This is a genomic window from Actinobacillus porcinus (genome assembly GCF_901764995.1).
Classification (GTDB): Bacteria; Pseudomonadota; Gammaproteobacteria; order Enterobacterales; family Pasteurellaceae; genus Exercitatus; species Exercitatus porcinus.
The window spans coordinates 120729-146105 of the sequence record NZ_CABFKI010000004.1; the positions used below are offsets into that span (position 1 = coordinate 120729).

The 25377-nt window shown below is 39.1% G+C and carries 22 protein-coding genes and 1 other RNA gene; 6 read left to right on the forward strand and 17 right to left on the reverse strand.

The features are described from left to right. Nucleotides 1-66 precede the first annotated feature (66 nt). From E7T07_RS04230 to E7T07_RS04260, 7 genes are all read right to left on the reverse strand, one after another. On the reverse strand, nt 67-1410 hold the full coding sequence (locus E7T07_RS04230) for a PTS sugar transporter subunit IIC (RefSeq protein ID WP_135709675.1): 1344 nt from the start codon (nt 1408-1410) through the stop codon (nt 67-69). 2 nt (nt 1411-1412) lie between these two features. Then, the gene (locus tag E7T07_RS04235) at nt 1413-2741 is read right to left on the reverse strand and encodes an alpha-L-fucosidase (protein WP_135709676.1); all 1329 of its coding nucleotides are present in this window, start codon (nt 2739-2741) and stop codon (nt 1413-1415) included. A 259-nt stretch (nt 2742-3000) separates the two neighbouring features. Beyond that, a complete protein-coding gene (gene ftsH / locus E7T07_RS04240) occupies nt 3001-4899 on the reverse strand; it encodes an ATP-dependent zinc metalloprotease FtsH (protein ID WP_135709677.1) in 1899 nt (632 codons plus the stop codon). A gap of 131 nt (nt 4900-5030) precedes the next feature. Beyond that, nucleotides 5031-5657: a 23S rRNA (uridine(2552)-2'-O)-methyltransferase RlmE gene (gene rlmE / locus E7T07_RS04245; RefSeq protein WP_135709678.1), complete on the reverse strand. Its 627-nt coding sequence runs from the start codon at nt 5655-5657 to the stop codon at nt 5031-5033. A 77-nt stretch (nt 5658-5734) separates the two neighbouring features. Then, nucleotides 5735-6319 (reverse strand): D-sedoheptulose-7-phosphate isomerase, encoded by a 585-nt coding sequence (locus tag E7T07_RS04250; RefSeq protein ID WP_135709679.1) that lies wholly within the window; start codon nt 6317-6319, stop codon nt 5735-5737. 2 nt (nt 6320-6321) lie between these two features. Further along, nucleotides 6322-6699 (reverse strand): YraN family protein, encoded by a 378-nt coding sequence (locus tag E7T07_RS04255; protein ID WP_135709680.1) that lies wholly within the window; start codon nt 6697-6699, stop codon nt 6322-6324. Next, nucleotides 6699-8423 carry a penicillin-binding protein activator gene (locus E7T07_RS04260; protein WP_135709681.1) on the reverse strand — a complete coding sequence of 575 codons (1725 nt, stop codon included), beginning with the start codon at nt 8421-8423 and terminating at the stop codon, nt 6699-6701. The genes E7T07_RS04255 and E7T07_RS04260 overlap by 1 nt, the downstream gene beginning before the upstream one ends. 83 nt (nt 8424-8506) lie before the next feature. Between E7T07_RS04260 and rsmI the strand changes: the two genes are divergently transcribed. Next, nucleotides 8507-9352 carry a 16S rRNA (cytidine(1402)-2'-O)-methyltransferase gene (gene rsmI / locus E7T07_RS04265; RefSeq protein ID WP_135709682.1) on the forward strand — a complete coding sequence of 282 codons (846 nt, stop codon included), beginning with the start codon at nt 8507-8509 and terminating at the stop codon, nt 9350-9352. A 57-nt stretch (nt 9353-9409) separates the two neighbouring features. Here the strand turns inward: rsmI and E7T07_RS04270 are convergent, their stop codons facing one another. The 8 genes from E7T07_RS04270 to E7T07_RS04305 all read right to left on the reverse strand — a co-directional run bounded on the left by E7T07_RS04270 (nt 9410) and on the right by E7T07_RS04305 (nt 17162). Then, nucleotides 9410-10189: a transporter substrate-binding domain-containing protein gene (locus E7T07_RS04270; RefSeq protein WP_135709683.1), complete on the reverse strand. Its 780-nt coding sequence runs from the start codon at nt 10187-10189 to the stop codon at nt 9410-9412. A gap of 74 nt (nt 10190-10263) precedes the next feature. Further along, nucleotides 10264-11361, reverse strand: a complete 1098-nt coding sequence (locus E7T07_RS04275) for a lytic murein transglycosylase (RefSeq protein WP_167874931.1) — start codon at nt 11359-11361, stop codon at nt 10264-10266. A gap of 10 nt (nt 11362-11371) precedes the next feature. Beyond that, nucleotides 11372-12181 (reverse strand): glycosyltransferase, encoded by an 810-nt coding sequence (locus tag E7T07_RS04280; protein WP_135709685.1) that lies wholly within the window; start codon nt 12179-12181, stop codon nt 11372-11374. Further along, nucleotides 12182-13063, reverse strand: a complete 882-nt coding sequence (locus E7T07_RS04285) for a glycosyltransferase family 2 protein (protein WP_135709686.1) — start codon at nt 13061-13063, stop codon at nt 12182-12184. Next, nucleotides 13063-14241 (reverse strand): hypothetical protein, encoded by a 1179-nt coding sequence (locus E7T07_RS04290; protein ID WP_135709687.1) that lies wholly within the window; start codon nt 14239-14241, stop codon nt 13063-13065. Before E7T07_RS04290 ends, E7T07_RS04285 begins: the two co-directional genes overlap by 1 nt. Further along, entirely contained in the window at nt 14241-15002 is a 762-nt protein-coding gene (locus E7T07_RS04295) for a glycosyltransferase family 25 protein (protein WP_135709688.1), read from the reverse strand. Before E7T07_RS04295 ends, E7T07_RS04290 begins: the two co-directional genes overlap by 1 nt. Then, nucleotides 14999-16198 carry a lipopolysaccharide biosynthesis protein gene (locus E7T07_RS04300; protein WP_135709689.1) on the reverse strand — a complete coding sequence of 400 codons (1200 nt, stop codon included), beginning with the start codon at nt 16196-16198 and terminating at the stop codon, nt 14999-15001. Before E7T07_RS04300 ends, E7T07_RS04295 begins: the two co-directional genes overlap by 4 nt. Beyond that, nucleotides 16188-17162, reverse strand: coding sequence for a polysaccharide pyruvyl transferase family protein (locus E7T07_RS04305; RefSeq protein WP_135709690.1), 975 nt, complete (start codon nt 17160-17162; stop codon nt 16188-16190). The genes E7T07_RS04300 and E7T07_RS04305 overlap by 11 nt, the downstream gene beginning before the upstream one ends. 154 nt (nt 17163-17316) lie before the next feature. Between E7T07_RS04305 and E7T07_RS04310 the strand changes: the two genes are divergently transcribed. Next, nucleotides 17317-18063 (forward strand): YdcF family protein, encoded by a 747-nt coding sequence (locus E7T07_RS04310; protein ID WP_135709691.1) that lies wholly within the window; start codon nt 17317-17319, stop codon nt 18061-18063. Nucleotides 18064-18132: 69 nt separating this feature from the next. On the opposite strand, the gene dacB is transcribed toward E7T07_RS04310, so the two are convergent. Then, nucleotides 18133-19569 (reverse strand): serine-type D-Ala-D-Ala carboxypeptidase, encoded by a 1437-nt coding sequence (dacB, locus tag E7T07_RS04315; RefSeq protein WP_135709692.1) that lies wholly within the window; start codon nt 19567-19569, stop codon nt 18133-18135. 169 nt (nt 19570-19738) lie between these two features. Here dacB and greA point away from each other — a divergent pair, with 169 nt between their 5' ends. The 3 genes from greA (at nt 19739) to E7T07_RS11300 (ending at nt 21414) form a co-directional block, all read left to right on the forward strand. After that, nucleotides 19739-20215, forward strand: coding sequence for a transcription elongation factor GreA (greA, locus tag E7T07_RS04320; RefSeq protein WP_135709693.1), 477 nt, complete (start codon nt 19739-19741; stop codon nt 20213-20215). 91 nt (nt 20216-20306) lie between these two features. Beyond that, nucleotides 20307-20673: a transfer-messenger RNA gene (gene ssrA, locus E7T07_RS04325) on the forward strand. 495 nt (nt 20674-21168) lie between these two features. Then, on the forward strand, nt 21169-21414 hold the full coding sequence (locus tag E7T07_RS11300) for a DUF1294 domain-containing protein (RefSeq protein WP_475652134.1): 246 nt from the start codon (nt 21169-21171) through the stop codon (nt 21412-21414). A gap of 63 nt (nt 21415-21477) precedes the next feature. Here E7T07_RS11300 and ppc read toward each other — a convergent pair whose 3' ends face one another. Continuing rightward, nucleotides 21478-24132, reverse strand: a complete 2655-nt coding sequence (gene ppc / locus E7T07_RS04340; RefSeq protein ID WP_135709694.1) for a phosphoenolpyruvate carboxylase — start codon at nt 24130-24132, stop codon at nt 21478-21480. Between the two features lie 403 nt (nt 24133-24535). Between ppc and folP the strand changes: the two genes are divergently transcribed. Further along, entirely contained in the window at nt 24536-25363 is an 828-nt protein-coding gene (gene folP, locus E7T07_RS04345; protein WP_135709695.1) for a dihydropteroate synthase, read from the forward strand. Nucleotides 25364-25377: the final 14 nt, after the last annotated feature.

Sequence of the window (25377 nt, forward strand, 5' to 3'; positions counted from 1 at the left end):
GAAAACAACCCTGTACAAATCAAATTGTGCAGGGTTGTTTTTTATATCATCAACATAATAATAAAACTAACGAGCCGCTTCTTGTGCTTTTTGCATAAGTTCATTAGCAGCCGCTTCATTCAGTTCTTGCGTTTTCTCTTTTTCTAAACAGACTTTTTCGTACATTTTAAAGAATGGATAATAAATTACCACATCTAATAAAATTAAGCCTGCACTCAGTATTGGTGCCCATAGATCGCCTCCTGACACCAAGTACGCCCCAATTGGTGCCGGTGTTGTCCAAGGTGCCATGAGGTAGATACGGTGAATGAGATTAAAGTCAAGTAAGAGATAGGCAATAATCGCATTCGCCATTGGAGCGAAAATCAATGGGATAAAGAATAATGGGTTCACAACCATTGGTACACCGTACACGATAGGTTCGCCGATAGAGAAGAAAGACGGAACCAAACCGATTTTACCGATGGAACGTAAGTGTGCAGATTTACTGCGAACCAATAAGAAGGCTAAGGCAATAACCCCACCTGATGCCCCATGCACAATATAGAAATCCCAGAATGAGTTGGTGATGATATATGGCAATGGTTCACCTGCTTGGAACGCGGCAAGGTTTGCTGCCATGTTTTGCAATAGGAATGGTGTCCATAATTGCATCAACACTAAAGAACCGTTAATTCCCAAGAACCAAAGCAAGTGTGTGGCGAAGACGAATAAACAGATTGCACCTAAAGAATCACTCACTTTAATTAATGGTGCCATAAAGTCCATGATAATCTGTGGGATAGTTGAACCTGTTGCGTGTTCAATGTAGAGTGTGACCGGATAAAGCGTGAGCAATACGGCTAAAATTGGAATCACGATATTTAAGGATTCTGCCACCGCACTTGGTACTTCTTTTGGTAAACGAATACGGATGTTTAAGTACTCTAATAAACGGGTTAATTCCACCGTATAGATCGCGATAAAAATCGCAGAGAATAAACCAATTCCTCCAAAGAATTTAATATCCATAGCACCATCTTTCACCGGTGCGGCGACTAATAAGAAAGTCATTACCGATAAGAACGCTGCCGGTAAAGGCTCGCGTTTATAGGCTTTCGCAAGGTTATAAGCGATACTTGCAGAGGTAAACAGGGAAATGGCATTAAAGGACATTTGGAAGAAACGCCAACCATAATCACTTGCCCAGTGAGAAAATGTCCACCACGCTTGACCAAAAGAGTTTTGGGTATTTTCGTCAAAAGGTGGAATCAGCAAAATCATGATAAAACTGCCCACAATCAAAAACGGTAATACCACAATAAAACCATCTCGAATCGCAGAAATGTGCGGTTGAGTTTCTAGCCGTTTTGCTACAGGTGCAACGTGTTGATTCATAAAATCAATGAAACGTGTTGAGATACTACTCATAACTATTCCTCCCCGTTTGCAATTTTAAAACCTAAGATATACCAATCCGGTTGGTAATTTTCGATGTGTAGAATACGTCCTTCCGCGGTGTTTTCTACATGGAATTTCAGTTCAGGATTTAATGCCTCAATGTTGCCGTATAAGGATAATGGCAGGCTATTTTTACCCGCTTTCAATCCATCCACAAACAAGTATAAATCTGACCGCACTTTTGTATGATAAAGCGTGACATCACCCAGTTTTTGGGTTGGATTGCGGCTGCATCTAGAGTGATAAATCCCTTCACCATTAACCGCCAACCATTGACCTAAGGCTAATAAACGATCCACTTGCTCTTGCGGAATGGTACCATCTGCTTTAGGCCCGATATTTAATAACAGGTTGCCGTTATCTGCCACGGTTTCCACCAAAAGTGCCACCAAATCTTTCACTGAAATTAAATGGCTTTCATCTTCCACTTGGTTATAGCCGAAAGATAAGCCCATACCACGGCACATTTCCCATTTTTTATCACGAGAAGCGGTACCATGTTTGTATTCTTTAGATGTAAAGTCACACCACAATTTATTCCAACGGTCATCAACCACACCTTCCGCGACCGTATTGTAATAATGAGCAAATAAGTGTGGTAACATATGTTCGCCCGCTTTTGGCCAACCGATATCATTCCAAAGCACATCCGGTTTATAGCGGTCGATAAGCTCAATCACCTGTTTATAGGCAAAATCCGCATATTCATAGGTCGGGCAAGCATTAGAGAAGTTTTGGCTTTCCGTAAAAATCGGATCAGAGGCATATTGCCAATCGATAATTCCCGAATAATAAGCCCCCATACGCAACCCTTTCTCACGCACTTGTTCCGTCAATTCACCCATTAAATCCCGTTTTGGGCCTGCCTGCGTACAGTTAAAGTCAGTATGTTTACTTGGAAATAAGCAAAAACCATCATGATGTTTCGTAGTCAATACCACATATTTCGCACCGGCTTGTTTAAATAATTCCGCCCATTGATCCGGCTGCCATTTTTCCGCTTTCCACTGTGGAATAAACTGAGCATAGGTAAAATCTGCACCATAGGTTTTCAAATGATGCTCATAGGTGGGGCCTTTTTGAACATTAATTGAATTGAAATACCATTCTGCATAAGGGTTATTACAGAACCATTGTTCATCAATATCAATCTCTCCCAACTGGCAAGTTGGCGGTGCAAACGCTGGTACAGAATAAACACCCCAGTGGATGAAAATGCCGAATTTTGCATCTTCATACCATTGCGGTACTTCATGAGTTTTGATTGAACTCCAATCGGCATGATAGCGTTTTTGTTTCATAGTGCCTCCTAGCTAGTACGATAAATATTGAATATATTTTTCATTAAGAAGCCTAAATAAAAAAGAAATTTTAAATTTTAGTCGTATTTTCGTGAACTAAATCACAAAAAACTCTAGCACAGTCGTATTTCATTACAAATAAAATGCCCGATTTTGACTAAAAATTAAAAAATCGGGCATAAAAGTGTCTGATATTGAATATATGATTTAATTAGGACTAAAAAGGCGACATCACTGTCGCCTTCTTTCTAATTAAATCTTACAAATTGTCTGATTTTTCAACCGCACTTTGATTATTATTTTCCGCTTTAGGTTCATCTGATTGTGTTCGTTTTGAACTGTTCTCATCCCAACCCGATGGCGGTGTTACGGGCTCTCGGTTCATCAATTGTTTGATTTGTTCTTCTTCAATGGTTTCATATTTCACTAACGCATCTTTCATTGCGTGTAAAATATCCATATTATCAATCAACAACTGACGAGCACGTCCGTAGTTACGATTTACAATAGCACGAACTTCTTCATCGATAGTATGAGCCGTTTCATCCGACATATGTTTGGCTTTGGCCATTGAACGCCCTAGGAACACTTCGCCTTCATCTTCTGAATAAAGAATTGGACCTAGCTTATCGGAGAAACCCCATTGGGTCACCATATTACGCGCAATATTGGTGGCGACTTTAATATCATTTGATGCACCGGTAGAAATATTTTCTTCACCATAAATCAATTCTTCAGCCAAACGACCTGCATACAAGGTAGAAAGTTTACTTTCTAATTGTTTTTGGCTGATGCTCACTTGGTCACCTTCCGGTAAGAAGAAGGTCACACCTAGTGCACGTCCGCGTGGAATAATCGTCACTTTGTGTACCGGATCGTGTTCCGGTACTAAATAACCCACAATAGCATGACCGGCTTCGTGATAAGCCGTGCTTTCTTTTTGCTTATCCGTCATCATCATTGAGCGGCGTTCAGGGCCCATATTGATTTTATCTTTCGCTTTTTCAAACTCTAACATAGTCACAACACGTTTATTGCCGCGCGCGGCAAAGAGTGCTGCTTCGTTAACGAGGTTAGCCAAATCGGCGCCTGAATAACCTGGTGTTCCGCGCGCTAACGTCATCGCATCTACATCATCACCTAAAGGCACTTTTCGCATATGGACTTTTAAGATCTGCTCACGACCACGTACATCAGGCAATCCAACGGTCACTTGACGGTCAAAACGACCTGGGCGAACCAGCGCTGGATCTAATACATCAGGGCGGTTAGTCGCCGCAATAACAATAATGCCTTCTTTGCCCTCAAAGCCATCCATTTCAACGAGCATTTGGTTTAAGGTTTGCTCACGTTCATCATGACCACCACCAAGACCCGCTCCACGTTGACGCCCTACGGCATCGATTTCATCAATAAAAATCAAACAAGGCGCATTTTTCTTCGCTTGTTCAAACATATCACGCACACGTGATGCCCCAACGCCCACGAACATTTCCACGAAATCAGAACCTGAAATCGTAAAGAATGGTACTTTAGCTTCCCCCGCAATAGCTTTAGCGATAAGGGTTTTACCGGTTCCCGGTGGACCTACCATTAAAACGCCTTTTGGAATTTTACCGCCAAGATTTTGGAATTTCGTTGGATCTCGTAAAAAATCAACAATCTCACCAACTTCTTCTTTCGCTTCATCACAGCCGGCGACATCTTCAAATGTGACTTTGATTTGATCTTTGGTCAACATTTTGGCGCGGCTTTTCCCGAAGCTCATCGCTTTACCACCACCGCCTTGCATTTGGCGCATAAAGAAGAACCACACACCAACGAGAAATAGCATTGGGAACCAAGAAATAAGCACTTGCGAGAGTAAGCTACGCCCTTCAGGCATTGTGCCTTCTACTTTGATTTTTTTATTTAACAAATCATTTAAGATTTTGTCATCATAGATTGGCATTACCGTGGCATATTTTGAGCCATCAGTTTTGGTAACGCTAATCTCACGATCATCACTAAATTTAACTTGTGAAACTTGATTGTTCCCCACATCTGTAATAAATGTGGTGTAATCCGTTTGATTGCTCGTCTCAGTGGAATTAAAGCCTTGGTATGCGGTCATCATGACAACAGCTACCACCACCCAAAGGACTAGATTTTTTACCATATCGTTCAAGGTTTAAACCTCATAGTTAGTTAAAAAATTATTAGTTAAAAATTTGTTAATAGCATATATTAAAATTGACAAAGAAACTAATAGTCAACGCCAATTTTTTCCGTAGGACAAGGCTTTTTTTCTTAACCTTTATAACCTGTTGCTACAATATAAACTTCACGAGAACGCCCACGCGAAGCTTCAGGTTTTCGAACTTTGACCACGGAAAATAAGGAACGAATTTCACGTAAATATTCATCAAAGCCTTCGCCTTGGAATACCTTCACCACAAAGCTCCCTTTGGTGGCAAGAACCTGTTTACACATATCTAAAGCAAGTTCAACAAGATACATAGCGCGCGGAATGTCCACTGATGGCATACCACTAAAGTTCGGTGCCATATCGGACATCACCACATGAACCTTTTCGTCCCCCACGCGTTCCAACAAGGCATTTAAGACATTTTCATCGCGGAAATCTCCTTGTAAGAAATCTACGCCTACAATAGGATCCATCTCCAAAATATCACAAGCAATAATCCGCCCCTTGTCACCAATTTGCGTCACCGCGTATTGCGACCAACCGCCAGGTGCCGCACCCAAATCCACCACCGTCATTCCCGGTTTAAACAATTTATCGGTTTGCTGGATTTCATCCAATTTAAAATAGGCACGCGAACGCAATTTCTGTTTATGCGCCTTTTGGACAAAAGGATCTTTAAAATGTTCGTTTAACCAACGGCTCGAACTTGCCGAACGTTTTCTTCCCATAAAATAAAAAATTCCGTTAATGTTTCTTTGTTATTGGGGCAACTTTTTACGATTTAAAGTGCAACTAAAAAATTAATTTACTGTTGTCCGAACAAACTATGATCAATTAATTCACATAACGCATTAATGATAAACAAATGACTTTCCAAAATATGACTTTCTTTTTGGCTGGGTGCTTGAATTTCAATATCATTTTCCGTCAAGATACCTTGATAATAATCATTTGTCGCCCCAGTTAAGGCGATAATTGAAACATCCTTTGTTGTCGCACAGTTGACCACATCTAAAATCGGCTCATCATTTGCAAAAGGCGACATGACAACCAAAATATCCCCTTGTTGAGCCACTGCATTAAACTGACGCTGATAAAGTGCGGTCAAATGCTGATCAGAAATAATGGCGGCGCCGACCGCACTATCTAGATTTAATAGCACCGAAGGAAAACTCGGGCGTTCTAAATCATATCGATTAAGCAAATTTGCCACTAAAATCTGCGCATTGGCATACGAACGCCCATGCCCACACACAATAATTTTATTCCCACGCAACAATGCCGCGACAATGGCATGAACCGCCTTTTGCAATTGCTCAGGTAAGGTTCTCGAAGCGGCAATTTGCGTTTGAATATTCTCATTATAAAGATCTTTAATTTTATCAAGCATAATCAATCCAAAAAATTAGGAAACCACTGCATATCATTAACAGTACGCCCAAAAGCAATCAAATCAAAACGGCAATCAGCATCTTCCAAACTGCAACCCCGTTTCGCCAGCCACATATTGGCCGCATCAAGCCATTTCTGTTGTTTCCGCCAATCCACACTTTCCACTGCCGACCCAAAAGCATTGCTTTTACGTTGGCGAACTTCTACAAATACAATGGTTTCACCCTCTTGCATAATCAAATCAAGCTCACCGCACTTAAAATACTGGTTGGCAGCGATAAACTTAAGTCCTTGGCGTTCTAAAAAAAGGCGAGCTTGATGCTCAAAGCTCGCCCCTTGTTCACGCGTGGTTAAACGGCGTTTTAATGAATCTAACATTAATTTAATGGCACCACATTCCCATCTTGATACTCAAACCACGTCATATTACGTTCAATATTACAATTTGGCCCGGCGCTGAGTTTACCTGTCAAACCACTCACAGCAAAACCCGGCACTTGACGCAACTCATTAAATTGATTAACTAATAACCACGCATCGGCACCCATTGCATACAAACGCATTAAACTATAATCGCCGCCTGTAGCTTGATTAATTTTTTGATATTGTGCCGCATCTGTTTCTTTAAAGAACGGAATATCGCTAAATCTCACCCCGTTCATTTGTAAACGGAATTCAGGCGTACTATTTGAGGTGTTACTACGTGAACTTGCATAAACCCGCGCCGTTGAACCGGAATTCGTTAATGCGGATTTAATATCAATTAACTCTTCCGCGGTTGCTACCACATAAACCCCTTCCGCATTTTTATTTGCACCGTCTTGAATTAATACCGCAGCTTCATCCGTACTACTAAAGAATTTGATATTCGCATCATTGCCTGACAATTGTTGCCAACGAACATTGAACGCTGAAGCGGTACGTTGTCCCACGTCTGCTTGTGGAACGAGCACTAATGGATTGCGAATATTATCATTCCACATACGATCCGCCCCTGATTCCGCTTCATCTTCCGGTGACAAACCAAAATAGCAAAGCTTATCTACCGCACGTTCATTATAAGTGGAATTTAAGGTTAAAACATCAAGGCCTTGAATAGCACTTGGATTATTAATCACCGTATCCACATTCGGTTTCAATAATGGCCCTACAATCGCGGAAGATCCTGTGGCTTTGGCTTGCGCTACCGCATCTTGTACAGAGGTGGCAATAGTATCAATAAATTCCACTTGCATTGCATTATCAGCACCACGAGCATCATTAAATCCCGAACGCACCGTTGAGCCAATCACACCCGCATCGCCACTTAACGGCAACAATACCGAAATTTTATTCAACTGTGTTTGTTGGAAGTTACTCACACTTTTCAATTCAGTCGGGAATAAATACGCCGCGCTATGAGTTGGATATTGTGCTTTCCAGCTCTCTAAAACTTTCGCTAATTGTGACGGCTGATTGACATTATCATTATAGGTTTTCGCCAACGCTAACCAACCACCTAATCCTGGGTTACTGTCTGCGCTCGCACCGCTGACCGTGCCTTTATTCGCCGCACGCAACAATGCCCAAGTGCGGTCAATATTTTCTTGTTTTCGTTGAACGTCCGTTAAATTCGCATCCACTTGAACACGCGCTTTTACCGCTTCAATCACATCATTTTGATTTTCTGCAATTTTTGCGGCCACTTCATAGTAACGTGCTTTTTGCGATTGACTTAATTGCGCAAGATTAATCCCGCGAAGCGCGCTCATCGCTTCCGTATTTTTACGTTTTGCCGCTAAAATATGCGCATCAATAATCGATTTATCCAATAACTGCTCTGGCGTTAAATCTTGTAACTCCGCTAATAACGCTTCCGCTTGCGGAACTTTATTTTCGGTCATCATTACACGTGCTGCAAGCAACTTATAAGTCTGCTGATCTTCTCTATTTTGCGTTTGCTCAAGCTTGTTCATATAAAAATCAGAACTGGCATTGGCATCATTTTTTAAGGTGCTTGCAAAATTATCACCAAATAAATTCGTACAACCTGCTAACAACATTGGGAATAAAAGTGGCATTAAACGTTTCTTAAATTTCGTGCCTTGTAATAAAATAGTCATAAATCACTCCATTGAGAGTTTTGAGAAAATTATGCAGATCTTACTTCTCTCACCGACTAAAAGCAATTAAAAGAAGAAACAAAATGAACCAAACCGGCATTTTATATATTGTTGCCACCCCCATCGGCAACTTACAAGACATATCCCAGCGCGCGTTAGACACCTTTGCACAAGTAGATTTAATCGCCGCGGAAGACACAAGACACAGCGGTTTATTGCTCAATCACTACGGCATCAAAAAGCCCTTTTTTGCCTTACACGATCACAACGAACAGCAAAAAGCCGATCTCTTAGTGGAAAAATTACAGCAAGGTACAAATATCGCGCTCATTTCCGATGCAGGCACACCATTAATTAGCGACCCTGGATTTCATTTAGTACGCAAATGCCGCCAAGCGGGTTTAAAAGTCGTTCCGCTACCTGGTGCTTGCGCCGCCATCACTGCATTATGTGCTTCAGGTATTGCCTCAGATCGCTTCTGTTTTGAAGGCTTTTTACCCGCCAAATCCAAAGCGCGTAAAGACAAATTACAAAACATTGCCGAAGAAGACCGCACTTTAATCTTCTACGAAAGCACACACCGCATTTTAGACACGCTAGAAGATATTGAAACTGTACTCGGCGCTGAGCGTTATATGGTACTGGCGCGAGAAATCACCAAAACTTGGGAAACCATTTCAGGGGACACCGTCAGCAATTTACGCCAATGGCTAACCGAAGATCCTAATCGAACCAAAGGCGAAATGGTGTTAATCATTGAAGGAAAACCCAAGGCAGAAGATGACGATAGTTTTAACCCACAAGCCATCAAAGCCTTAACTTTAATCGCCAATGAATTACCGCTCAAAAAAGCCGCCGCTATCGTGGCAGAACTTTATGGCTACAAGAAAAATGCGCTTTATCAATTTGGGTTGGATCATTTCCAGTAAACGAAAAGATAATAAACCTAGCACCAATCGTGCTAGGCCATTTATAGTCCATTATCACTAATCGCGCGGTAACCATTTATCAATGATACGTTGCAACTCACCGGATTGTTTTTCCAACGCAAAGAATTGATCTACATAGGCTTTAAAACGGAAATCATTATTTGGTACCAACCATGCATTTTTAGCCGGTTTCAATGGTTTATCCGGATTCACGGCACAAAGTACACCCTTATGCTCATGGGCTTTTACAATAGCTTCCGCGGCTTCGCTTACAAATACATCGGCTTTTTTATCAATGACTTGCTGGAAAATCGTCAAGTTTTCAGGGTTCATGGTTAATTTTGCTTTGGTCAACACAGTACGCGCATAGTTTTCATTACTACCGCCCGGGTTAGCAATAATATTCACCTCAGGGCGATTGATATCTTCTACAGTTTGGTATTTTTTCACATCTTCACAGCGCACAATCGGGGTTTTACCGTTAGTAAAATAAGGTTCAGTAAACAATCCTTTTTGTTGACGAGCCAACGTGATAGAAATCCCGCCTACGGCTAAATCACATTTTTGCTCAAAATCCGCTAATAAGGTTTTCCATGTGGTTTTAACGATAGTGACTTTAGCATCTAAACTTTCTGCTAATTTATTCACTAAGTCATTATCCACCCCCTCAAATTTGCCGTTTGTATCAAAACTAAAGGGTTTATAATCCCCTGGCGAACAAACTTTAATTTCTTTGGTTTCAAGAATTTTAGCTAACGTATCCGGCGTTTGAGTATTCGCTTGAACTGAAACACTGGTAAGTGCGGTGAATAAAACGGCTAAAAGTGTTTTTTTCATTTTGCTTCCTCAATAAATAATAAAAAAGAGTTTAGGCATAATACCTAAACTCTTTACATATTGGCAAGTTATATTTACATTCCTGTCACGCTTTTAATACGATCAGCGAACATCCCTACACTTAATGCATAATAAGTTGAACGGTTCCAATCTAAAATAGTGCGGAAATTATTGGTCACTAAAAAAGCACGCCCCACTTCTTTATCAGGACGAACTAACCATAGCTCTGCATTTGCCATGGCATTTAACTTATTCTGCTCAAAGGCATTTTTTAACGTTACACCTTGCGCTTGCCAATCACTTAAAGAACGAGATTTACCTTTTTCTGTCCCCGATTGTGCCAAATCGATATATTGCGTTAATTCTACTTCGACACCCCAAGGTAACTTATCATTCCAACCTACGGTATGTAAATAATTGGCAATAGATGCGAACACATCATATTCATTTGTCCAAATATCTTTACGACCGTCACCATCGCCATCAGCAGCATAACTCAAATAGGACGTAGGCATAAATTGCGTTTGCCCCATCGCCCCTGCCCAAGATCCCAATAAACGTGTGCGTTGAATATCATTACGATCCAGCATTTTCATAGCATTGACAAACTCTTTGCTAAATAACTTTTCACGGCGACCATCAAAGGCAAGTGTCGCTAGCACAGAAAGCACATCAAAATTCCCTTGATAATAACCAAAGCTACTTTCCATACCCCATAAAGCCAAAATAAATTCTTGTTGAACACCAAAATTTTGGCTTGCTTTCTGTAATGGCGTACGAATATCCCAGTAATTTTCTTCTGCTTTATCCACTTTGGCTTGGGTCAAATGTTTGGTTATATAGTTGGTTGCCCCATTTGGATTAGGCGGCGAAGGCGGTTGATTTTTACGGCGCGCTAAATTGCCTGCTTGCTTCTGATCTAACGCTACCGCTTTCGTAATATAGCGAATATTTTGTTGGGCATTTAAGGTTGCCGCAGAAACACCCTGCCCTGCTGCTTTACGTTTTAAAAATTGCACATAATCTTGGAAGTTATTCAATGTTCGTGCTTTGTTATAGGTTGCCGTTTCGGCTAAAGGCGAAATACGCTGAGTATTTGAGTTTGAAGAGCAGCCTGCCACCATAAAGCAAACGGAAAGTGCGGTTAATTTTAGCAATGTTTTCATCATTATCTCTTTTTAATTATTTTCTCATTAATTTATATAAAAGTTTCACTACTGAAACGGGCATTAAACGTGGTAACGTACGCGCTAAAAAAGTGACAAAACCACTTACCGCACTTTGAATTTTAAGCTGTTGTTTTAGGCGATACAGTTTCCATTCGCTTTTAGCATAAGTCCAACCGCGGCGGCGGCTGAACATCGCATTACCCGCCGTACGTGCCAATAAAAGCACTTCAGGTAAATTGCCCACTTTTTTACCCGTGGCAATAATACGGTTCCATAAATTGTAATCTTCTAGGAATAAATGATGCTGATAATAGCCCACTTCTTCGAGTAAGGATTTACGATAAGCCACAGTCATATGATTAAACGGTGAGCGCATTTGATTAAATTTTACAATCTCTTCATAGTCTGTTGGCACATGACGTTCTGCGGTAATCACCGAAGGATCCGCATCAAATTCCGCAATTTGCGTACTAAACATCACCACATCAGGATGCTGTTCAATATAAGCAACTTGTTTTGCAAAGCGTTCCGGAAGACAAATGTCATCCGTATCCATCCGGAACAACCATTCATTACGAGCGGCTTTAATCCCTTCATTTAAGGCTTTGCCCAATCCTACATTTTGTGGCAATGGCACGCGTTTAATCGGTAATTTGGTCTGAAATTCATCAATTACAGCGGCTAATTCAGCAGTAATTGCCCCATCTAAAACCAACACAATTTCATCAGCTTGCACCGTTTGATCCACTAAACTTTGTAAGCTGGCACGTAAAAATTCGGGATTTTCCTTAATATATAAGGACATTAAAACTGAAAATTTCATTTATACAAATCTTTTTAAGTTAATTGCCAATTTAGGCGAAATAAATGTAACCACTGCAATAATTAAATGACTTAAACGATGACTCAGTTTAAACATTTCAAAATAATATTTTGCAGCTTTCCGAGATAAATTCATCGCGTGCGGATAAACTAAAATATACAGCGAATTTAATTTAAAGTTATCTGCTTGTTCTGACGTTTTTACATATTTTTCGCGAATAACCTCAATAGCTTTTTCTGTATTTTCCATATTAGTCGACACACTCGAGCGTTTCGTATGGAATGAACATAAGGTTAACGGTTTATCCACATAAATAGGGTTAAAGTTTTTACTTGAAACCACTTTTAATACAAAATCATAATCTTCAAGAGATTTTAATTCCGTTGATAATCCATTTAATTCAACAAAAAAGGCTTTTTTAATCCCTATCATTGGAATACCACCAATTTTATTCGCCAGCAGTATCTTTTCCAAAGTTAATTGCTCCGGGGGTAATGGATGAGTGATATAAGTAAATCCCTCATTAACCATTTCACATTTTGCGGGGTGATAAATAAAATTCCCTTGCGGATGTTCATTAATGGCTTGAGCCAATAATTCACATTTGTTATTTTCAAAACGATCATCATCATCTAAAAACAACAGCCATTCATTTTGTGCATGCTCTGCCCCAACATTACGGCTTTTAGCCGGCCCTGAATTTACCTCATTACGAATCAGCGTAACAGGGAAACTAAAAGTGCGGTCAATTTGAATGGTATTTGGTGAACAATCATCTACCACAATAACTTCAAAATTTTTTACCGTTTGCTTTTCTAAACTGCTTAATAACGCCGTTAATTCTGCATTACGATTATAGGAAGGAACAATAATACTAAACATTATCTTCTCTCAAAAAGTTTTAATTTTCCTTTATTTCCAAATAATGAAATAAACATTAAAAATGTGGTCATTAAACCTGGGTAAGCATAAGTATCTGCTTTGATATTTAACACGCTTAATAAAAATAAGGTAGATAAAATATATATCCAACTGCCATTAAACCAGTTATCCGCAATACGTTTAACAAAATAAGCCGTAAATAAAAAGCAAATTAAGATGTAACCCACACCACCATATAATGCTTGGCGAATAAACCCTGAATCTGAACCACCATAATAGCTCCAACCATTAGGTTGATAGTAAAGCCCATCCCCCATAATTAACTGTTTTATTGCCGGCATAAATAAATGTTTATTCATCAAAGTATCTGTGGATGAACTTAAACTTTTACCATGAAATAAATTAATTAAAGGCTCAAGTGCATGTTCAACATAAGGATGTGTTGGATAAAAATAAGCTAATCCTAAGCATAATAAACCAAATGCTATCAGTGCCGAAATATAGCTAAAACGGAAATAAACCAGAATACTTACTGTTGAAAAAATTAAAAATGTGCGCCCTGAAATCAAGCCAATACAAAGCAGTAAAAATAAAAATACGCCATTTAATGCTTTATCTTTTTTATGTGCTGCTAACAGAAAATGTAATAGCATTAAATAGAAAGCACTTAATGGGAAAAAGGCAGATGAGGTTAAATTATAAAGGCGATATTCTTGTTCTGAACCAATAAAGCGCGGTAAATGTCCGCCCATTATTGAGTTCGTATTAAGTGCAAGTTCTACCGCAAAAGAAATCCCTAATAATGCCAAAAATCCTATTATGGCTTGAACAGCAATACCCATATTTAAATCTCGCAGTAATTGTGTTTTATTTTCTGTATTTAGATAACATACATTGTAAATCACAATCCCAAAACCAAACATAACCGCCGATTTAATATACATGCTGATCACTCCCCATTCTTTTGTTCCGTTAATTAGAATAGGGATAATCGAAAACACAATTAAAGCTAAACAAACCAGCAAGCTATCCACAGGAAGTACGAATTGTTTTTGTGCTTTTTGATACCATCGATAGCCAAACCACAACAAAGTCAAAACGCCTATTAGCATACTCATGCGTAGGATATGAAAAAACCAAGGATCATATAAATAAAATAAATTGACTAATGCAGACATTATAAATTTCTCTTAATTGCCAATATTTTTTTCAGTGGAAATTTCAATAATTTTTTGAACATATTATTATTCAATGAGCCGCGAATAGCTTCTAAATTACTGGTTAAGCTTGGATTTTCAATTGCCATTAAAGGACGAACAACCACAGTATCTAACTGCCATTTCTGTTCAAAAGAAATAAAATCATCCGCAAGCCAATAAATATTTTTTTCAGCTAAAAACTTTCTACAGGCTGATTTTTTAATTAAATACGCCACTGTACCGGCAAAATAATTTCGGTAAGGATAGGCATAGCCGTATTTTGTGTTAGCGAGTTTCTTTTGAGCAAATTTAAAAGTGGTTGGATAATTAATAAATAACTCTTTATCGTCAAAACTTAAAATTTTTGACTGTCCAACTAAAACAATATCTGCATTGAGTTTTTCATTTAAAAGTGCGGTTAAATTTTCATTAAAATCTTCAGCAAAAAGGACATCATCTTCACAGATCAATGCATACTCATTTTCAGCAATACGTTGATCATCAACAATTTTCTGATAAACCGCTAGGTGACTTAAAGTACAACCAATTTCCCCTTTTGTCACATTACGATGATAAGTTTGTTTAAAACGTTCAAAGTTGAATTTTTGCTGTAATTCGGATTCAGATAACACCATCGTATTAATGGCATTAAAAATCTCAAAATCCGCCGTATCCGGTTGAGAGAAAAATAGCTCACGGCGATACCTATCTTTCTCAAGAGAAATTAAATATTTTTTCATTTTTGCTCTATTTTCAAGTTTTTAATCGGATATTTAAAATAATACACAATCGAGATAGCTAAACGCGTTAGGCTTGCTCCCAAAAAGGCAAATGCCACGCCATAAAGTTGCTCTTCTCTTAACAGATAAAATAACACTACAAACACACCAATAGAAATTAATTGGCGGGTAAATAACAAAATTTGTTTGCCTTGAATTAACATATTTTGCGAAAGCAACCAAGACAATCCCGCAATAATTGAATTTAAAATAAACCAAATAAGAATAGGGGCAACTTCAATATATTTCGCGCTAAAGAAAAAACGGATAATAGGTTCTGCTAATAATGGGGTTAAAATAACAGCACCAACACTCATTAAGGCAATCACAGCTAATACTGATTTAATTCGATTTAAATTATTCAATAAACCTGAATAATAATAATCGGTTAGCATATTAATAAATTTAGTTAATAAGGCATCAAAGGCAATACAAACGGTATAAAGCCCTAAGTAATAATGGCCAATCCAAGCGACAATTAAGAATTTATCAATACTTGATGTGGTTGCACCAAATATTTGATAGAGATTTTGTTTACCCCATGTTTTTAAGAAAAAAGGGCGGTCTATTTTTTCAAGATGTTCATTTTCCTGCTTGAATTTTCTCTCAATTTTATAGAGATAATATAAACAGGTCACACCTTGAATAAGACTAAATACAGTCAATAATTGAATCACTAATTCAAGGGGTTGCTCACCTAGTAATAAATAAGCCCCGCCATAAATCGCCACTAATAATACCGGTTGTTGTAAGGTTAATGCGCGATAAATTTTTAATTTAGGATCAATTTTACTTTTTTCTAGGGTAATCGTAAGAATGGCTGTAAAAATCACATTAATCACAAATAACCATTCAAATTTAGTAAAATCAAACAGCGCAATTGCTAATAATGCCACTATAATTGCGACCGCTAAAAAAGCCAGTAAATAACGGCGCCAATGTAAATATTGTTTATGACGCATTGAAAGCGCGAGCGCAAAACCCGAGCCCCCTGTTGCAATGGTTACAACATAAGAAACCGTTGTAATAAATAATTGATGCGTACCACGATCATCCACGGAAAGCATATGAGCAAGGACAAAGGAACTTACCATCGTAAGCCCCATACTTAAAATCGTGACCACAATAAGTGTGAATAAATGACGATTATTTTTCATCGGAATTATAAAGTCTCGTGTAATCTATTTCACTTGTCCATTGATGATAATAGCCTGAGTTTTTCCCATAGGAATTATCACAAACTTGATTAGGTAACCCTAATAAACAAGAAAAAATATGCCCATGTAAACGACTAGTGATGACTTCATCATAACTCAGGAATATATCTTGACAACGTGAAATAACCGCTAATGCATGTTGATACCAAAGATCATTAATTTTATTTTTTACAAAGCCTAACTTAAATTTATTCGCTAATTTAGAAAAACGACTACACCATAATTCAAACTTAATATCACTTGGTAATAAAATATCTTCCCAGTCTTTTACATTATCTAAGTTAGGTAAGGTTGCTTGAATTTCTGCTTCAATATGGCTTTTCTCAATATCTTTGCGTAAGAAATATAACGTACGTTGTGTATTTTTATGTTCTTTTGGTGGCAATTTACCATACAGTTGGTGCGCCATATCCGGTGAAAGATAAGTATATTGAGAAAAATGAGTTTTCATCATTTCAAAGGTTTTACGATCTCGTGAAAAGAGGTGTAAATCTTGATGTTGAGAAAATAATGATGCCGATTTTTTCATTGCATCATCACAAGAATAATGCGCGGTTTGTGGTAATAAAATAATGCGATTATTTGGAAATGCCTGAACAATATCTTCACGCATTTTTTGAATCAGCGGATATAAATCTCCAAAATTACCACCACCGTGACATAAAATCGTAGTGTTTTTTCCAATATATTTTTTCGCTTCCTTTAAATCGAAGGCTTGCAATGCTCGGCGCAATTTAATTTGAATGTGGTAATCTTTAAAAAATTGCTCTGTTCCTGCATAAATTAATAAATCCCCTACGTTCAAATGTAGCGGATAATCAAAATAAACCACATCATTTTTATCTAAAATAAGTTCATTAATAGCACTTAACTTTTGTTTTAATGAAACTAAAACTGAATTCATAACATTCCTAATTAACTAAATTGGTTAGGGAGTTCCCTTATCAAAAAACCTGCGTATCATAGCACTTTGATTGCCCTTTTAACAGTTGTTTAAGCATTGAGTTCCTAGCAAATTTAAGGAATAATAAGCAAAAATTTTTTACTCTGGATTGCCTATGTTTGAACTGACTAAAATCATCACCAATATCATTCTACCGCCCTTTGATGTCATTCTGCTATTGATTCTTGCGTTTATTTTGTCGCTATTTCGTTTCAAAAAACTTGCATTTTTGACCGCGCTTTTGAGTGTCTGTATTTTGTATTTTTTCAGTATTCCATACACCGCCGAAAAGCTCAGTGATAGCCTTGTTCAAGAAGACCATTTAACCGTGAATGATTATCGTCAAGCACAGGCGATTGTGGTGTTAGGCGGAGGATTGCGAGATAGCAAGGAGCTTTATAGCCCTATTACGGTACCGGGTTTGCCATTAGAACGCATGCGTTATGCCGCCTACTTGCACAAAGAAACGGAATTGCCTATTTTGATTAGTGGCGCAAGCCCAAATGGAAACTCAGAAGCCAAGGTGATGGGGCAAGAGTTTTTTACCTTTTTTGGTATCAAACCTAAATGGTTAGAAGAAAAATCGACCAACACCAAAGAAAATGCGTTCTACACCAAAGAAATCTTGGAGCGAGAAGGTATTACGCGCATTATCTTAGTCACCCATCAATGGCACATGCAACGCGCCAAAATGCTATTTGAACGACAAGGATTTACGGTTTATCCTGCCAGTGTCGGCTCAGGAAAAATCCCTGAAACCTACGGTTTAAATTATATGCATTTCATCCCACAAGCCGGTGCGCTTAATGCCAATATGCAATTGCTAAAAGAATGGATTGGTTACTGGAAAGAGAAAATTTAGGCATAATAAACAAAATGGTTGCTCATCAATACATTAAATAATGAGCAACCCTGTGACAAAATTACCTATCTATTCTGCATATACCGCGTTATAGAGCTTATGTTCAAAATTCACCAAAGGCGCACGCTTTGTCTTATTTTCCAATTCACCGGTAGAATAACCATTAATAAATTGGACAAATGCCACTTTCTCGCCACGTGCATTAATCATAAAACCCGCCAAATTATAGACCCCTTTCAATGAACCTGTTTTGGCAATCACATTTTTGACTAAAGGGGATTGAATCAACCCGCCACGCCCGCTGATTGTACCGTCAACCCCTGCAATCGGGAATGTTTCCATTAAATGTAATGTGCTTTCATTCTTCGCAATATATTCCAACGCTTGTAACATGGTATTCGGATCAATCAGATTATGGCGCGACAATCCCGAACCATCGGCAACAATCGTATGCCCAAACTGAATCCCTGCTTTGGTGGACAATACTCTTTTCAATGCCATTGCCCCGAGCTGAAAAGAAGTCGGGCGTTTATAGGTATGGTACGCCACCGTACGAAATAAACTATCCGCAATCTGGTTATCGGATTTTTTCATCATTTTTTTTAATAAATCAGGTAATGGCTTAGAAAAATGCTGTGCCAGTATTTTTCCTGTTTGGGGTTGATGTGGTACTTGAACTTGTCCGTTAAATTCAATCCCCAGTTGTTTGAGTTGACGTTGAATAATCGCTGCAGCGTAAGCATCGGGATCTTGCACCGCAAAACTTAAACCAAAGGGCTTGCTCTGACGCGCAATACAACCCTTAATCTGATAGCGATTATTATCATGCACAACCGCATCCAACTGGCAATAAGGCGCATCTTCATTGCTCACCACTTTGACCTGACCAAATACTTGGATTGGATATTGTGACGGCACATTAAATTTAACATTCTCCCCCACGGATTGATTCGCATCTAAATTCACTGAAAAACAGTTGTTATCAATATTGGCTGCCGCAGGAGGGGAATTAAAGCACATCGTCAGATCATTCCAAATCCAGCCAATACCACGATCGTGGCTTGCAAAAACAGAAGTATCTAGAATTAAATTTCCCTTAATTTTGTTTACGCCTTGTTGCTTAACTTTCGCCAATAATTGATAAAGTTGACCACTGGTTAAATCAGGATCCCCTGTAAATTTTACAATTAAATCCCCATTTAGCTCGGAGTTCTGCAAATTGCCATTCGTTAATACCGTTGTTTCAAATTTAAATTGATCGCCTAATACTAATTTTGATGCCAACGCGGTAAATACTTTTTGGGTACTCGCCGGTAACATAAAGGTAGACGCGTTGTAATCTGCAATGACTTGATTGGTATTGAGATTTTTGGCAACAAACCCAAGGCTGGCACCTTGTGGTAAACCCTGACTAAAACCTTGAACATCCACTTGTGCAAAACCGGTTGCGCTAAGTAAAAGTGAAGAAAGAATAAGTTTTCGAGAAAATGCTGTTGTATTTAACATAGTAAAAGTGCGGTTAGTTATTGCTATTTTTTTTTAGACGAACAATAATAGACCGCGATTCCCTTAGAGTAAATTTATTTTTGCTCATAATCTCAATTTTTTATCTATGCTGCGACATCACAATGTGATGCCGTGGTTTTGTTTTTACTTAATAAAAGAGAAAACGAAAATGAAACAAATTCCAATGACTGTTCGCGGTGCTGAACTCTTACGCGAAGAACTTGATTTTTTAAAAAACACACGCCGTCCTGAAATCATCAAAGCGATTGCAGAAGCGCGTGAACATGGTGACTTAAAAGAAAATGCGGAATATCACGCTGCACGCGAACAACAAGGCTTCTGCGAAGGTCGTATTCAAGAAATCGAAGGCAAATTATCCAATTGCCAAGTGATTGATGTAACTAAAATACCGAATAACGGTAAGGTTATTTTTGGCGCAACCGTTGTACTACTCAACGTAAATACAGACGATGAAGTGACCTATAAAATCGTAGGCGATGATGAAGCGGATATTAAATCAGGCTTAATTTCTGTGAATTCACCTATTGCACGCGGCTTAGTCGGCAAAGAAGTAGATGATACGGTAAATATCGTCACCCCCGGTGGCACCGTTGAGTTTGAGATTGTGGAAGTGAATTATATTTAATCAAATTCAGCTTCAAAAGCCTTAACTCACTAATGTTAAGGCTTTTTTACTTGGTATTTTAAAAAATATTTGTTAAACTGACCGCACTTTTGGGGCTGATTCTGGATTCGACGGGATTAGCGAAGCCCAAGGTGCACGTCGAGGTGCGGTAGGCCTCGTAAATAAACCGCAAAAAAATAGTCGCAAATGACGAACAATTCGCTTTAGCAGCTTAATAACCTGCTCTTAGCCTTCGCTCCCTAGCTTCCGCTCGTAAGACGGGGATAAAGCGGAGTCAAACCCAAACGAGACCGTGTGGACGCTTCGGCTTGGAGATCGAAACACTAAATTGAATCAAGCTAGCTTATCGCTTGCGTGTCTGTCCGCTGGTGATAAGTGAAATTAAAGACGAGACTAAACGTGTAGTACTGAAGGTAGAGTAATTTCGGACGGGGGTTCAACTCCCCCCAGCTCCACCACCCAAACTAATAACATGGTATCACAAAGCGTCAAAATTATTGATAATAAAAGAATTTTTTATAATTTGATGTATCACAAAGTATCAGGCATACTCATAAAAAGTCAATTTTTTTGTAGTAATTTTTGTAGTAAGATTTAGAAGATTAAAAAACCTTACTACAAAAAATAATTGCTGTTTTTTGTATTATTACACTTCAAACGTGCGTAATCCTTGATTTATAAGGGTTTACAGCCAATAAACGTTCCGAAATTATTATTAATAATTTTGATTATTTAAGTCTTATTTATCAATATTTTAAAAAATAGTTTCGGAACGTTTTTTAGTATGTAAAAGGGTCAAGTAAACAAAGAAAAAAGCCTTCTCATAGAAACTTTTCCCATCATCACACCTGAACCATTCCCACTTCTCTCATATAGTTATAAATACGCCCAATCATAATATCTTAGAACGATTTGCCGATGTCGTCTTTTGTCATTGGTGCGGTCATATTGATGTGTCGGATAGTGGCATTGATACGGAAAGCGATGAAGATTACCGCAAACGCATTTTACTTGCCCCCGAAGCCTTTACGACTTGTGGGTCGATTGCGGCTTATGAATATCATATCGGAATGCATTTAGCCATGGAACATTATCGTCATAAAACACAACATTGGCAATTTCGATTGGCTGTGATTTTAAGTGCGGTGATTTTTTTAGTGGTTTTGCCTGTGATATTTTTTCTGCGAATGAGTGAATAAGTTTTCTCACAAAAATAAAAGCCCAAGATATGGTGAATATCTTGGGCTTTTTGATCAGCTCAACTAGCCTGTGTTACGCATACCAGCGGCAACACCTGCAATTGTAATCATTAATGCTTGCTCTACGTCAGGATTTGGATTTTCAGGATCTTGACGTAAACGGCTGAGCAACTCAACTTGTAATAAGTTGAGTGGGTCGGTATAGACATTGCGTAGCGCAATAGATTGTGCAACCCATGGTAAATCAGACATTAATTGTTGACCTTTGCCTGAAAGTGCTAATACGGTTTTAATATCTTCGGCTAATTGCTCACGCAACGATTGACCGAGATACCAAAGCTCTTTTTTCACTAAACGTTGATCATAATGTTCGGATAACCAAGTATCTGTTTTACTAAACACCATTTCCAACATACCGATACGCGTATTAAAGAACGGCCACGCTTGACACATTTCTTCAATGATGGCTTTGTTTTCTGCATTGTTTTCCATGGCTTGACGTAAAGACGCACCGGCCCCTAACCACGCAGGCAGCATCAAGCGGTTTTGCATCCACGCAAAGATCCACGGAATCGCACGTAAGCTTTCAACCCCACCATTTGGATTACGTTTGGCAGGACGAGAACCTAACGGTAATTTTGATAGTTCTTGCTCTGGAGTTGCGCTACGGAAATAGGGCACGAAATCTTTATCGCCACGCACCACATCACGATAAATTTTGCAAGATGACGCTGAAAGTTCATCCATCACGGTACGCCAGCTTGCTTTAGGTTCTGGTGGTGGAAGTAAGTTGGCTTCTAAAATTGCACTGGCGTAAAGATCTAAGGTTTCCATCGCAACGGCAGGTAAACCTAATTTGAAGCGGATCATTTCGCCTTGTTCCGTAACGCGTAAACCGTTTTTCAATGAACGTGGTGGTTGAGATAATAATGCCGCGTGAGCTGGTGCGCCCCCACGACCCACTGTACCACCACGACCATGGAATAAGGTTAATTCAATGCCTAATTTTTCGCAGAGTTTCACGAGATTTTCTTGACCACGATATTGCGCCCAAGACGCCGCCATCATACCGGCATCTTTCGCACTATCAGAATAACCAATCATCACCATTTGTTTATTGTTGATGACACCGCGATACCAGCCTACATTAAATAGTTGGGTCATCACATCTTCAGAGGCATCTAAGTCGTCAAGAGTTTCAAACAATGGTACCACCGGCAAATGATATGGAACACCGGCTTCTTTTAATAATAAATGCACACCTAACACATCTGACGCAGTGCGTGCCATCGAAATAATATAGCAAGAGAACGTGCCTTCAGGTTGTTGTGCAATCACGCGGCAAGTATCTAACACTTCCTGCGTTTCCGGTGATGGTGTCCAGTCACGTGGAAGAAGTGGGCGGCGTGAGTTTAATTCACGAATTAAGAATGCCTGTTTATCTTCTTCTGTCCAGCTTGCATAATCGCCTAAACCGATGTAACGAGTAATTTCACCGATAGCATCAGAATGGCGTGTGCTTTCTTGGCGGATATCTAAACGCGAGAATGCCACACCAAAACAACGAATACGGCGTAAGGTATCCAATAATAACCCATTGGCAATAATGCGCATACCGCACGCGATCAAGGATTGATAGCTATCATAAAGCGGTTCCCACAAATCATTATCTTGGGTAATGATCTCGGCTGCGGTGTATTTTGGTAAACGACCGGCAAGCAGATCATCATAATAATCAAGGGTATTTTTCAGTTTGGTTCGTAAACCTTTCATCACTTGACGATAAGGTTCAGCACGCTCACCGTATTTGCTTCTAAATTCATCGGTACAAGCCGAAATAGAAAGCTCATCTACTAAGGCTTGAATATCGCCTAAGAACAAATCTGCCGCTTTCCAACGAGCCAGTTGTAATACTTGTGTTGTGACTTTTGCCGTCACAAATGGGTTACCATCACGGTCGCCACCCATCCAAGATGAAAAACGAACCGGCGATAAATCGATTGGTAATTCATAACCCAAATGTTCAACGGCATTGTCATTCAAACGGCGTAAGAAAGCGGGCACTGCTTCCCACAGGCTGTTTTCAATCATCGCAAAGCCCCATTTGGCTTCTTCAAATGGTGTTGGGCGTTGTGTACGAATTTCGTTGGTATGCCACGCTTGCGCAATTAATTGCAATAAACGGCGCTCAATATTATGGCGTTCGTCTTCCGTTAAATCGCTATGTTCTAATTTGCTTAAACATTTGTTGATTTCCACTTGTTTATGCACAAGAGAACGGCGTGTTACTTCTGTTGGGTGCGCAGTTAATACTAATTCAATCAATAAGTTATTGATTGTTTTGATGATTTCATCGCGTGAGACATTTTGCGTTTTTAAGCGTTTAAACAGCGATTTAATTGACCGTTCTTCTGCGGTTTTGTCTTGATGGTGGCGCGAAATGGTTTGGTATTGTTCTGCCACATTGGTTAAGTTCAAGAATTGGTTAAATGCGCGCGCAACAGGGATAATATTTTCGGTCGAAATATTTGAAAGAAGCGATAAAAGTTCGCTACGTGCTTGATCATTACCGCTGCGAGAATCACGAGACAGTAAACGAATTTTTTCGATTAATTCTAAAATATCGCTACCTTGTGCTTCACTGATGGTTTCACCCAAAAAATGCCCAAGCATATTTATGTTGCCACGCATTGTGGTGTATTCTTGTTCTTGTGTCATAGTTGCTCTCCGTAAATTTAATTTCTTGCCCAAATATAACCAAAACAAGTTAATAAATGCAAATAGAAATCTGCAAAAAAACAAAAATCTGCATTTTTCTTGTTTTAGATCGTGTTTTTTTAAAATTTAAGGGGCATTTTTAGAATAAATTTAATTTTTCACTTTATTCATTATAAAAATCCATAAGAATTTAACCGCGCTTTTTATGCCATATAACCATAAGCTGAAACCATTAAGTTTTATTTAATTTCAAGCTATCTTTGTCGCAATTTTCTTGAAATTTCGCTATAATCAACCGCACTTTTGAGCGATATAATGTCGCAACCATGGAATATAGCATGGAATTAGCGTAGAGACGCCTAGCTTAGCGTCCATTTAATACACAGGAACACATTTCTATCCAATGAAACTTCAAGCCAATAACAAAGTCTTAGATTTGTCCCAACCTCAAATTATGGGGATATTGAATTTCACCCCGGATTCATTTTCCGATAGCGGTCAATTTTTTACGCGAGATAAAGCGTTGTTTCAAGTGGAAAAAATGCTCAATGAAGGCGCGGCGATTATTGATATCGGTGGTGAATCCACCCGATCAATGGCAGAAGATGTATCCGAACAGGAAGAATTAGCGCGAGTGGTTCCTTTGGTGGAAGCCGTGCGCCAGCGTTTTGACTGTTGGATTTCGGTGGATACGTCAAAGGCTGTGGTGATGGAAGAATGTGCGAAAGTGGGGATGGATATGATTAATGATATTCGTGCCTTACAAGAACCCAATGCCTTAGAAACTGCAGTTAAATTATCGCTGCCAACTTGTATTATGCATATGCAAGGGCAACCACGCACAATGCAAAGTAATCCGCAATATCAGGATGTGGTTGCAGATGTGCTTGAATTTCTTGAAAAACGCACCGCACTTTGTTTGCAAGCAGGGATGAAACCTGAAAATATCATTTGGGATGTGGGATTTGGCTTTGGTAAAACGGTGCAGCATAATTTTAAGTTATTGCAACAAAGCGCGCGTTTTGCCGTGCATGGCTATCCTGTACTCGCCGGTCTTTCACGTAAATCAATGATTGGTGCGGTATTAGACAAAACGGTGGATCAACGTGTAGTGGGTAGTGCCACAGCCGCATTAATTGCCGCAATGAATGGCGCAACGATTTTGCGTGTACATGATGTGGCAGAAACCGCAGATGCATTGAAAATTTGGCAAGCGACTTTAAACGCATAAAATGAAAACATACA

Coding starts and splice junctions, on each gene's coding strand:
- E7T07_RS04260 (WP_135709681.1), bottom strand. CDS start 8,423: ATGACTATTTTATTACAAGGCACGAAATTTAAGAAACGTTTAATGCCA.
- rlmE (WP_135709678.1), bottom strand. CDS start 5,657: ATGGGAAGAAAACGTTCGGCAAGTTCGAGCCGTTGGTTAAACGAACAT.
- folP (WP_135709695.1), top strand. CDS start 24,536: ATGAAACTTCAAGCCAATAACAAAGTCTTAGATTTGTCCCAACCTCAA.
- ftsH (WP_135709677.1), bottom strand. CDS start 4,899: ATGGTAAAAAATCTAGTCCTTTGGGTGGTGGTAGCTGTTGTCATGATG.
- E7T07_RS04295 (WP_135709688.1), bottom strand. CDS start 15,002: ATGAAAAAATATTTAATTTCTCTTGAGAAAGATAGGTATCGCCGTGAG.
- E7T07_RS04250 (WP_135709679.1), bottom strand. CDS start 6,319: ATGCTTGATAAAATTAAAGATCTTTATAATGAGAATATTCAAACGCAA.
- E7T07_RS04230 (WP_135709675.1), bottom strand. CDS start 1,410: ATGAGTAGTATCTCAACACGTTTCATTGATTTTATGAATCAACACGTT.
- E7T07_RS04310 (WP_135709691.1), top strand. CDS start 17,317: ATGTTTGAACTGACTAAAATCATCACCAATATCATTCTACCGCCCTTT.
- greA (WP_135709693.1), top strand. CDS start 19,739: ATGAAACAAATTCCAATGACTGTTCGCGGTGCTGAACTCTTACGCGAA.
- E7T07_RS04285 (WP_135709686.1), bottom strand. CDS start 13,063: ATGTTTAGTATTATTGTTCCTTCCTATAATCGTAATGCAGAATTAACG.
- E7T07_RS04290 (WP_135709687.1), bottom strand. CDS start 14,241: ATGTCTGCATTAGTCAATTTATTTTATTTATATGATCCTTGGTTTTTT.
- ppc (WP_135709694.1), bottom strand. CDS start 24,132: ATGACACAAGAACAAGAATACACCACAATGCGTGGCAACATAAATATG.
- E7T07_RS04280 (WP_135709685.1), bottom strand. CDS start 12,181: ATGAAATTTTCAGTTTTAATGTCCTTATATATTAAGGAAAATCCCGAA.
- E7T07_RS04305 (WP_135709690.1), bottom strand. CDS start 17,162: ATGAATTCAGTTTTAGTTTCATTAAAACAAAAGTTAAGTGCTATTAAT.
- E7T07_RS04270 (WP_135709683.1), bottom strand. CDS start 10,189: ATGAAAAAAACACTTTTAGCCGTTTTATTCACCGCACTTACCAGTGTT.
- E7T07_RS04255 (WP_135709680.1), bottom strand. CDS start 6,699: ATGTTAGATTCATTAAAACGCCGTTTAACCACGCGTGAACAAGGGGCG.
- rsmI (WP_135709682.1), top strand. CDS start 8,507: ATGAACCAAACCGGCATTTTATATATTGTTGCCACCCCCATCGGCAAC.
- dacB (WP_135709692.1), bottom strand. CDS start 19,569: ATGTTAAATACAACAGCATTTTCTCGAAAACTTATTCTTTCTTCACTT.
- E7T07_RS04300 (WP_135709689.1), bottom strand. CDS start 16,198: ATGAAAAATAATCGTCATTTATTCACACTTATTGTGGTCACGATTTTA.
- E7T07_RS04235 (WP_135709676.1), bottom strand. CDS start 2,741: ATGAAACAAAAACGCTATCATGCCGATTGGAGTTCAATCAAAACTCAT.